Source organism: Streptomyces sp. NPDC001108 (assembly GCF_053598535.1).
The window spans coordinates 78,832-86,438 of record NZ_JBSFKL010000022.1; the positions used below are offsets into that span (position 1 = coordinate 78,832).

The 7,607-nt window shown below is 64.9% G+C and carries 15 protein-coding genes; all 15 read left to right on the plus strand.

What is annotated here, in order from left to right; genetic code table 11:
- The 15 genes from rplP to ACWC97_RS31455 all read left to right on the plus strand — a co-directional run bounded on the left by rplP (position 1) and on the right by ACWC97_RS31455 (position 7,531).
- Complete coding sequence (rplP, locus tag ACWC97_RS31385; protein ID WP_072485538.1) at positions 1–420, plus strand: 50S ribosomal protein L16; 420 nt, start codon at positions 1–3, stop codon at positions 418–420.
- Positions 420–644 carry a 50S ribosomal protein L29 gene (gene rpmC / locus ACWC97_RS31390; protein ID WP_014047786.1) on the plus strand — a complete coding sequence of 75 codons (225 nt, stop codon included), beginning with the start codon at positions 420–422 and terminating at the stop codon, positions 642–644. The genes rplP and rpmC overlap by 1 nt, the downstream gene beginning before the upstream one ends.
- Positions 644–928 (plus strand): 30S ribosomal protein S17, encoded by a 285-nt coding sequence (gene rpsQ / locus ACWC97_RS31395; RefSeq protein ID WP_073786784.1) that lies wholly within the window; start codon positions 644–646, stop codon positions 926–928. The genes rpmC and rpsQ overlap by 1 nt, the downstream gene beginning before the upstream one ends.
- A gap of 109 nt (positions 929–1,037) precedes the next feature.
- Positions 1,038–1,406, plus strand: coding sequence for a 50S ribosomal protein L14 (rplN, locus tag ACWC97_RS31400; protein WP_003966950.1), 369 nt, complete (start codon positions 1,038–1,040; stop codon positions 1,404–1,406).
- A 2-nt stretch (positions 1,407–1,408) separates the two neighbouring features.
- Positions 1,409–1,732, plus strand: coding sequence for a 50S ribosomal protein L24 (gene rplX / locus ACWC97_RS31405; protein ID WP_073786786.1), 324 nt, complete (start codon positions 1,409–1,411; stop codon positions 1,730–1,732).
- Positions 1,732–2,289 carry a 50S ribosomal protein L5 gene (gene rplE, locus ACWC97_RS31410; protein WP_093540759.1) on the plus strand — a complete coding sequence of 186 codons (558 nt, stop codon included), beginning with the start codon at positions 1,732–1,734 and terminating at the stop codon, positions 2,287–2,289. Before rplX ends, rplE begins: the two co-directional genes overlap by 1 nt.
- Before the next feature lie 2 nt (positions 2,290–2,291).
- The gene (locus tag ACWC97_RS31415; protein WP_003956452.1) at positions 2,292–2,477 is read left to right on the plus strand and encodes a type Z 30S ribosomal protein S14; all 186 of its coding nucleotides are present in this window, start codon (positions 2,292–2,294) and stop codon (positions 2,475–2,477) included.
- A 225-nt stretch (positions 2,478–2,702) separates the two neighbouring features.
- Entirely contained in the window at positions 2,703–3,101 is a 399-nt protein-coding gene (gene rpsH / locus ACWC97_RS31420) for a 30S ribosomal protein S8 (protein WP_005313538.1), read from the plus strand.
- Between the two features lie 21 nt (positions 3,102–3,122).
- On the plus strand, positions 3,123–3,662 hold the full coding sequence (gene rplF / locus ACWC97_RS31425) for a 50S ribosomal protein L6 (protein ID WP_352276146.1): 540 nt from the start codon (positions 3,123–3,125) through the stop codon (positions 3,660–3,662).
- A 2-nt stretch (positions 3,663–3,664) separates the two neighbouring features.
- Positions 3,665–4,048 carry a 50S ribosomal protein L18 gene (gene rplR, locus ACWC97_RS31430; RefSeq protein WP_111337428.1) on the plus strand — a complete coding sequence of 128 codons (384 nt, stop codon included), beginning with the start codon at positions 3,665–3,667 and terminating at the stop codon, positions 4,046–4,048.
- A gap of 46 nt (positions 4,049–4,094) precedes the next feature.
- Entirely contained in the window at positions 4,095–4,700 is a 606-nt protein-coding gene (gene rpsE, locus ACWC97_RS31435) for a 30S ribosomal protein S5 (protein WP_072485533.1), read from the plus strand.
- Complete coding sequence (gene rpmD / locus ACWC97_RS31440) at positions 4,700–4,882, plus strand: 50S ribosomal protein L30 (protein ID WP_030914154.1); 183 nt, start codon at positions 4,700–4,702, stop codon at positions 4,880–4,882. The genes rpsE and rpmD overlap by 1 nt, the downstream gene beginning before the upstream one ends.
- A gap of 1 nt (position 4,883) precedes the next feature.
- On the plus strand, positions 4,884–5,339 hold the full coding sequence (gene rplO, locus ACWC97_RS31445; RefSeq protein WP_018550610.1) for a 50S ribosomal protein L15: 456 nt from the start codon (positions 4,884–4,886) through the stop codon (positions 5,337–5,339).
- 216 nt (positions 5,340–5,555) lie between these two features.
- Entirely contained in the window at positions 5,556–6,875 is a 1,320-nt protein-coding gene (gene secY, locus ACWC97_RS31450; protein WP_352276149.1) for a preprotein translocase subunit SecY, read from the plus strand.
- Positions 6,875–7,531 carry an adenylate kinase gene (locus tag ACWC97_RS31455; protein ID WP_352276150.1) on the plus strand — a complete coding sequence of 219 codons (657 nt, stop codon included), beginning with the start codon at positions 6,875–6,877 and terminating at the stop codon, positions 7,529–7,531. Before secY ends, ACWC97_RS31455 begins: the two co-directional genes overlap by 1 nt.
- Positions 7,532–7,607: the final 76 nt, after the last annotated feature.

Consider the following 7,607-nt stretch of genomic DNA (forward strand, 5'->3'; position numbering starts at 1 on the left):
ATGCTGATCCCCCGTAGGGTCAAGCACCGCAAGCAGCACCACCCGAAGCGCAGCGGTATGTCCAAGGGTGGCACGCAGGTTGCGTTCGGCGAGTACGGCATCCAGGCGCTGACCCCGGCGTATGTGACGAACCGTCAGATCGAGGCCGCTCGTATCGCGATGACCCGTCACATCAAGCGTGGCGGCAAGGTCTGGATCAACATCTACCCGGACCGTCCCCTGACGAAGAAGCCCGCCGAGACCCGCATGGGTTCCGGTAAGGGTTCTCCCGAGTGGTGGATCGCGAACGTCAAGCCCGGTCGGGTGATGTTCGAGCTGTCCTACCCGAACGAGAAGATTGCTCGTGAGGCGCTCACCCGCGCTGCTCACAAGCTTCCGATGAAGTGCCGCATCGTTCGGCGCGAGGCAGGTGAGGCGTGATGTCGGCCGGAACCAAGGCGTCCGAGCTGCGCGAGCTGGGCAACGAGGAGCTGCTCAACAAGCTCCGCGAGGCCAAGGAAGAGCTGTTCAACCTCCGCTTCCAGGCGGCGACCGGGCAGCTCGAGAACCACGGTCGGCTCAAGTCCGTCCGTAAGGACATCGCCCGGATCTACACCCTGATGCGCGAGCGCGAGCTGGGCATCGAGACGGTGGAGAGCGTCTGATGAGCGAGAAGACTGTGACTGAGACGAACACCGACCGCGGTTTCCGCAAGACCCGTGAGGGTCTGGTCGTCAGCGACAAGATGGACAAGACCGTCGTCGTCGCTGTCGAGGACCGCGTCAAGCACGCGCTGTACGGCAAGGTCATCCGCCGTACGAACAAGCTCAAGGCGCACGACGAGCAGAACGCCGCCGGCGTCGGCGACCGCGTCCTCCTGATGGAGACCCGGCCGCTGTCCGCCACGAAGCGGTGGCGCATCGTCGAGATCCTCGAGAAGGCCAAGTAATTCCTGAGGGGCACTCCCCTCAGGCAAGTTCCGCCAGGCTCGGCGGGGAGCCACGTAAGTCGCTTACGGAGCTCCCCGCCGGGAACCGGCAGACGATCAGGAGATAGACGTGATCCAGCAGGAGTCGCGACTTCGCGTCGCCGACAACACGGGTGCGAAGGAAATCCTCACCATCCGTGTTCTCGGTGGTTCGGGTCGCCGCTACGCGGGCATCGGTGACGTCATCGTCGCCACCGTCAAGGACGCGATCCCCGGTGGCAACGTGAAGAAGGGTGACGTCGTCAAGGCGGTCATCGTTCGCACCGTCAAGGAGCGTCGCCGTCAGGATGGCTCGTACATCCGCTTCGACGAGAACGCCGCCGTCATTCTGAAGAACGACGGTGACCCCCGCGGCACCCGCATCTTCGGCCCGGTGGGCCGGGAACTGCGCGAGAAGAAGTTCATGAAGATCATCTCGCTCGCGCCGGAGGTGCTGTAAGCATGAAGATCAAGAAGGGCGACCTGGTTCAGGTCATCACCGGTAAGGACAAGGGCAAGCAGGGCAAGGTCATCGTGGCCTACCCGGCTCAGGACCGTGTCCTTGTCGAGGGTGTCAACCGGGTCAAGAAGCACACCAAGGCCGGTCAGACCGCTCGCGGTTCGCAGACCGGTGGCATCGTGACGACCGAGGCCCCCATCCACGTGAGCAACGTTCAGCTCGTCGTGGAGAAGGACGGCAAGAAGGTCGTCACCCGCGTCGGTTACCGCTTCGACGACGAAGGCAACAAGATCCGCGTTGCCAAGCGGACGGGTGAGGACATCTGATGGCTACCACCACCACTCCGCGTCTGAAGACGAAGTACCGCGAGGAGATCGCCGGCAAGCTGCGTGAGGAGTTCTCGTACGAGAACGTCATGCAGGTCCCCGGCCTCGTGAAGATCGTGGTCAACATGGGTGTGGGCGACGCCGCCCGCGACTCCAAGCTGATCGACGGCGCCGTGCGCGACCTCACCACGATCACCGGTCAGAAGCCGGCCGTGACCAAGGCCCGCAAGTCCATCGCGCAGTTCAAGCTGCGCGAGGGCCAGCCGATCGGCTGCCACGTCACCCTCCGCGGTGACCGCATGTGGGAGTTCCTGGACCGTACGCTGTCGCTCGCGCTGCCGCGTATCCGTGACTTCCGTGGCCTGTCGCCGAAGCAGTTCGACGGCCGTGGCAACTACACCTTCGGTCTCACGGAGCAGGTCATGTTCCACGAGATCGACCAGGACAAGATCGACCGGGTCCGGGGCATGGACATCACCGTGGTCACCACGGCGACCAACGACGACGAGGGTCGTGCCCTCCTTCGTCACCTCGGCTTCCCGTTCAAGGAGAACTGACCGTGGCGAAGAAGGCTCTGATCGCTAAGGCCGCCCGCAAGCCGAAGTTCGGCGTCCGCGCGTACACGCGGTGCCAGCGCTGCGGCCGGCCCCACTCCGTCTACCGCAAGTTCGGCCTGTGCCGCGTGTGCCTTCGTGAGATGGCTCACCGTGGCGAGCTGCCGGGCGTGACCAAGAGCTCCTGGTAATTCTCCTCCGCCCCTAGGGCGTTGGGAATCACCGGAAAGCTCTCGGTAAGCATCTGGTCGGCAGGAGCCCGCCCTCACATGTCGTAGGCTTGTGGGGTTGGGCGCCTGCCGCCCATGACCGACTTACTACGCCGTAGGTCCCCGCACCGCACCCGTCCCGCCTCTGAGTGGGGAGAGGGATGGCGCATACAGGAAACCCCGGCGAGAGAGGCCGAAGGCCAATTCATGACCATGACTGATCCCATCGCAGACATGCTCACGCGTCTGCGCAACGCGAACTCGGCGTACCACGACTCCGTCGTGATGCCGCACAGCAAGATCAAGTCGCACATCGCGGAGATCCTCCAGCAGGAGGGCTTCATCACCGGCTGGAAGGTCGAGGACGCCGAGGTCGGCAAGAACCTCGTCCTCGAGCTGAAGTTCGGCCCGAACCGCGAGCGCTCGATCGCCGGCATCAAGCGCATCTCGAAGCCGGGTCTGCGTGTTTACGCAAAGTCCACCAACCTGCCGAAGGTCCTCGGCGGCCTGGGCGTGGCGATCATCTCCACGTCCCACGGTCTCCTGACCGGCCAGCAGGCTCAGAAGAAGGGCGTAGGTGGGGAAGTCCTCGCCTACGTCTGGTAGTCGGGAACGGAGGAATAGCTCATGTCGCGTATCGGCAAGCTCCCCATCCAGGTTCCCGCCGGTGTGGACGTCACCATCGATGGCCGTACGGTCGCCGTGAAGGGCCCCAAGGGCACCCTCACGCACACCGTTGCCGCGCCGATCGAGGTCACCAAGGGTGAGGACGGCTTCCTCAGCGTCACCCGCCCGAACGACGAGCGTCAGAACAAGGCCCTGCACGGCCTGTCCCGCACGCTGGTGGCGAACATGATCACCGGTGTGACCAAGGGATACACCAAGGCGCTCGAAATCAGCGGTGTCGGTTACCGCGTCCAGGCGAAGGGCTCCAACCTGGAGTTCGCCCTGGGCTACAGCCACCCGATCGTCGTCGAGGCGCCGGAAGGCATCACCTTCAAGGTCGAGTCCCCGACCAAGCTGTCTGTCGAGGGCATCGACAAGCAGAAGGTCGGCGAGGTCGCGGCCAACATCCGCAAGCTGCGGAAGCCCGACCCGTACAAGGCGAAGGGCGTCAAGTACGCCGGCGAGGTCATCCGCCGCAAGGTCGGAAAGGCTGGTAAGTAGCCATGGCATACGGCGTGAAGATCGCCAAGGGCGACGCCTACAAGCGCGCCGCCCGCAAGCGTCGCCACATCCGTGTCCGCAAGCACATCTCCGGCTCGCCGGAGCGTCCCCGCTTGGTCGTGACGCGGTCCAACCGCCACATGGTCGCTCAGGTCATCGACGACATCGCGGGCCACACGCTCGCGTCGGCGTCGACCCTGGACGTCTCCATCCGTGGTGGCGAGGGTGACAAGAGCAGCCAGGCCAAGCAGGTCGGCGCCCTGGTCGCTGAGCGTGCCAAGGCCGCCGGCGTCGAGGCCGTCGTGTTTGACCGCGGTGGTAACCAGTACGCCGGGCGGATTGCCGCTCTGGCTGACGCCGCCCGTGAAGCCGGTCTGAAGTTCTGAGCCCGGTTCCTACGCACAGCGGACGTAACAGAGAGAGGTAAATCCAATGGCTGGACCCCAGCGCCGCGGAAGCGGTGCCGGTGGCGGCGAGCGGCGGGACCGGAAGGGCCGTGACGGCGGCGCAGCTGCCGCCGAGAAGACCGCGTACGTCGAGCGCGTCGTCGCGATCAACCGCGTCGCCAAGGTTGTGAAGGGTGGTCGTCGCTTCAGCTTCACCGCGCTGGTCGTGGTGGGCGACGGTGACGGCACCGTCGGTGTCGGCTACGGCAAGGCCAAGGAAGTTCCCGCGGCCATCGCCAAGGGCGTGGAAGAGGCCAAGAAGAACTTCTTCAAGGTCCCGCGTATCCAGGGCACCATCCCGCACCCGATCCAGGGCGAGAAGGCTGCGGGCGTCGTCCTGCTGAAGCCTGCTTCCCCCGGTACCGGTGTGATCGCCGGTGGCCCGGTGCGCGCCGTCCTGGAGTGCGCCGGCGTTCACGACATCCTGTCGAAGTCGCTCGGCTCCGACAACGCGATCAACATCGTGCACGCGACCGTGGAGGCCCTCAAGGGCCTGCAGCGTCCCGAGGAGATCGCGGCCCGCCGCGGTCTGCCGCTCGAGGACGTCGCCCCCGCGGCTCTGCTCCGTGCGCGTGCGGGAGCGGGTGCGTAATGGCTCGCCTCAAGATCACGCAGACGAAGTCGTACATCGGCAGCAAGCAGAACCACCGTGACACGCTGCGTTCGCTCGGGCTGAAGCGCCTGAACGACGTCGTCGTCAAGGAGGACCGTCCCGAGTTCCGCGGCATGGCTCACACCGTGCGCCACCTCGTGACGGTTGAGGAGGTCGACTGACATGGCGGAGAACAAGCCGCTGAAGGCCCATGACCTCCGGCCTGCCCCGGGCGCCAAGACCGCCAAGACCCGTGTGGGTCGTGGTGAGGCGTCCAAGGGTAAGACCGCCGGTCGTGGTACCAAGGGCACCAAGGCCCGTTACCAGGTTCCGGAGCGCTTCGAGGGTGGGCAGATGCCCCTCCACATGCGTCTCCCGAAGCTCAAGGGCTTCAAGAACCCGTTCCGCACCGAGTACCAGGTCGTGAACCTGGACAAGCTCGCGACCCTCTACCCCGAGGGTGGCGAGGTCACCGTGGCCGACCTGGTCGCCAAGGGTGCCGTGCGCAACAACCACCTCGTCAAGGTCCTCGGACAGGGCGAGATCTCCGTGGCGCTGCAGGTTTCGGTTGACGCCGTCTCCGGCTCCGCCAAGGAGAAGATCGCCGCCGCCGGCGGCACCGTCACCGAGCTCGTCTGAGACAACTCGATGGCCTGAACTACCCGACCGGGGATGCCTCTCATTTGGGGCATCCCCGGTTGGTCGTTCCTAGGGGGGCATGGTCGCCGGTAAGGTGGCGTGCGTCGTTGTGTGGTAACCCCCGGGCTACTGCCCGGGGACTTTGACTGTTTACGTATTCGTCGATCCTCAAGACCGTCACCTCTACGCTCTGCGCGGGGGGTCGCAGGAGGCACCGTGCTCACCGCGTTCGCCCGGGCGTTCAAGACGCCCGACCTGCGCAAGAAGCTGCTCTTCACGCTCGGCATCATCGTGATCTACCGGCTCGGGGCACACATCCCGGTACCGGGAGTGAGCTACGAGAACGTCCAGATGTGTGTTGACCAGGCCAGTAAGGGCAACAACAGCCTCTTCGGTCTGGTGAACATGTTCAGCGGTGGTGCACTGCTGCAGATCACGATCTTCGCGCTCGGCATCATGCCGTACATCACGGCCAGCATCATCCTTCAGCTGCTGACCGTGGTCATTCCGCGACTGGAGGCGCTCAAGAAGGAGGGCCAGTCCGGCCAGGCCAAGATCACGCAGTACACGCGTTATCTGACCGTCGCGCTCGCCATCCTCCAGGGCACCGGCCTGGTGGCCACCGCCACCAGCGGCGCGCTCTTCAGCGGCTGCCCGGTCGCCAAGGAGATCGTCCCCAACCAGTCGATCTTCACGACCATCGTCATGGTCATCACGATGACCGCCGGTACCGCCGCCGTCATGTGGCTCGGTGAGCTCATCACCGACCGCGGCATCGGCAACGGCATGTCGATCCTGATGTTCATCTCGATCGCCGCCAGCTTCCCGGGCTCGCTCTGGATGATCAAGACCAGCGGCAAGCTGGCCGACGGGTGGATCGAGTTCGGCACCGTCATCCTCATCGGCTTCGTGATGGTCGGCCTCGTCGTCTTCGTCGAGCAGGCCCAGCGCCGGATCCCGGTGCAGTACGCGAAGCGGATGATCGGGCGCAGGTCGTACGGCGGTACGTCCACGTACATTCCGCTGAAGGTCAACCAGGCGGGCGTGATCCCCGTCATCTTCGCTTCTTCGCTGCTCTACATCCCCGCCCTGATCGTCCAGTTCTCCAACTCCACCGCGGGTTGGGCCACCTGGATCAAGGACAACCTGGTCAAGGGCGACCACCCCTACTACATCACCGCGTACTTCCTGTTGATCGTCTTCTTCGCCTTCTTCTATGTGGCGATTTCGTTCAACCCCGAGGAAGTCGCCGACAACATGAAGAAGTATGGTGGGTTCATCCCGGGTATCCGGGCTGGTCGACCTACTGCCGAGTATCTGAGCTACGTACTCAACAGGATCACCTGGCCGGGCTCGCTGTACCTGGGTCTGATCGCTCTTGTGCCGACGATGGCGTTGGCAAGCTTCGGTGGAGCCAACCAGAACTTCCCGTTCGGCGGGACGAGCATCCTCATCATCGTGGGTGTGGGTCTGGAGACCGTGAAGCAGATCGAGAGTCAGCTCCAGCAGCGCAATTACGAAGGGTTCCTCCGCTGATGCGAATCGTCCTCGTCGGGCCGCCCGGTGCCGGCAAGGGAACGCAGGCTGCGTACCTTGCCAAGAACCTGTCGATTCCCCAGATCTCCACGGGCGATCTCTTCCGCGCCAACATCAGCCAGGGCACCGACCTTGGCAAGCAGGCCCGCGCCTACATGGACGCCGGTCAGTTGGTCCCGGACGAGGTCACCATCGGGATGGCCAAGGACCGCATGTCCCAGCCGGACGCCGAGAACGGCTTCCTGCTGGACGGCTTCCCGCGCAACGTGGGGCAGGCCGAGGCTCTCGACGCCATGCTCAAGGACGAGGGCACCCGGCTCGACGCGGTCCTGGACCTGGAGGTCCCCGAGGACGAGGTGGTCAAGCGCATCGCCGGCCGCCGCATCTGCCGGAACGACGGCTCGCACGTCTTCCACGTGACGTACAACCCGCCGAAGGCCGAGGGCGTCTGCGACGTCTGCGGCGGCGACCTGTACCAGCGGGACGACGACAGCGAGGAGACCGTCCGTACCCGGCTGGAGGTCTACCACACGCAGACCGAGCCGATCATCGACTACTACCGGGCCCAGAACCTGGTGGTCACCATCTCCGCGCTCGGCAAGGTCACCGATGTGACCGAGCGCGCGATGGAGGCTCTGAAGTCCGGCAAGGACTGAGCGCAGATTCGACGCGCTTCTTCAGGCCGGCCAGGGCCCGGTCGATGATGACCTTCTCGGCCTTGCGCTTGATCAT

Coding starts and splice junctions, on each gene's coding strand:
- rplP (WP_072485538.1), top strand. CDS start 1: ATGCTGATCCCCCGTAGGGTCAAGCACCGCAAGCAGCACCACCCGAAG.
- rpmC (WP_014047786.1), top strand. CDS start 420: ATGTCGGCCGGAACCAAGGCGTCCGAGCTGCGCGAGCTGGGCAACGAG.
- rpsQ (WP_073786784.1), top strand. CDS start 644: ATGAGCGAGAAGACTGTGACTGAGACGAACACCGACCGCGGTTTCCGC.
- rplX (WP_073786786.1), top strand. CDS start 1,409: ATGAAGATCAAGAAGGGCGACCTGGTTCAGGTCATCACCGGTAAGGAC.
- rplE (WP_093540759.1), top strand. CDS start 1,732: ATGGCTACCACCACCACTCCGCGTCTGAAGACGAAGTACCGCGAGGAG.
- rpsH (WP_005313538.1), top strand. CDS start 2,703: ATGACCATGACTGATCCCATCGCAGACATGCTCACGCGTCTGCGCAAC.
- rplF (WP_352276146.1), top strand. CDS start 3,123: ATGTCGCGTATCGGCAAGCTCCCCATCCAGGTTCCCGCCGGTGTGGAC.
- rplR (WP_111337428.1), top strand. CDS start 3,665: ATGGCATACGGCGTGAAGATCGCCAAGGGCGACGCCTACAAGCGCGCC.
- rpsE (WP_072485533.1), top strand. CDS start 4,095: ATGGCTGGACCCCAGCGCCGCGGAAGCGGTGCCGGTGGCGGCGAGCGG.
- rpmD (WP_030914154.1), top strand. CDS start 4,700: ATGGCTCGCCTCAAGATCACGCAGACGAAGTCGTACATCGGCAGCAAG.
- rplO (WP_018550610.1), top strand. CDS start 4,884: ATGGCGGAGAACAAGCCGCTGAAGGCCCATGACCTCCGGCCTGCCCCG.
- ACWC97_RS31455 (WP_352276150.1), top strand. CDS start 6,875: ATGCGAATCGTCCTCGTCGGGCCGCCCGGTGCCGGCAAGGGAACGCAG.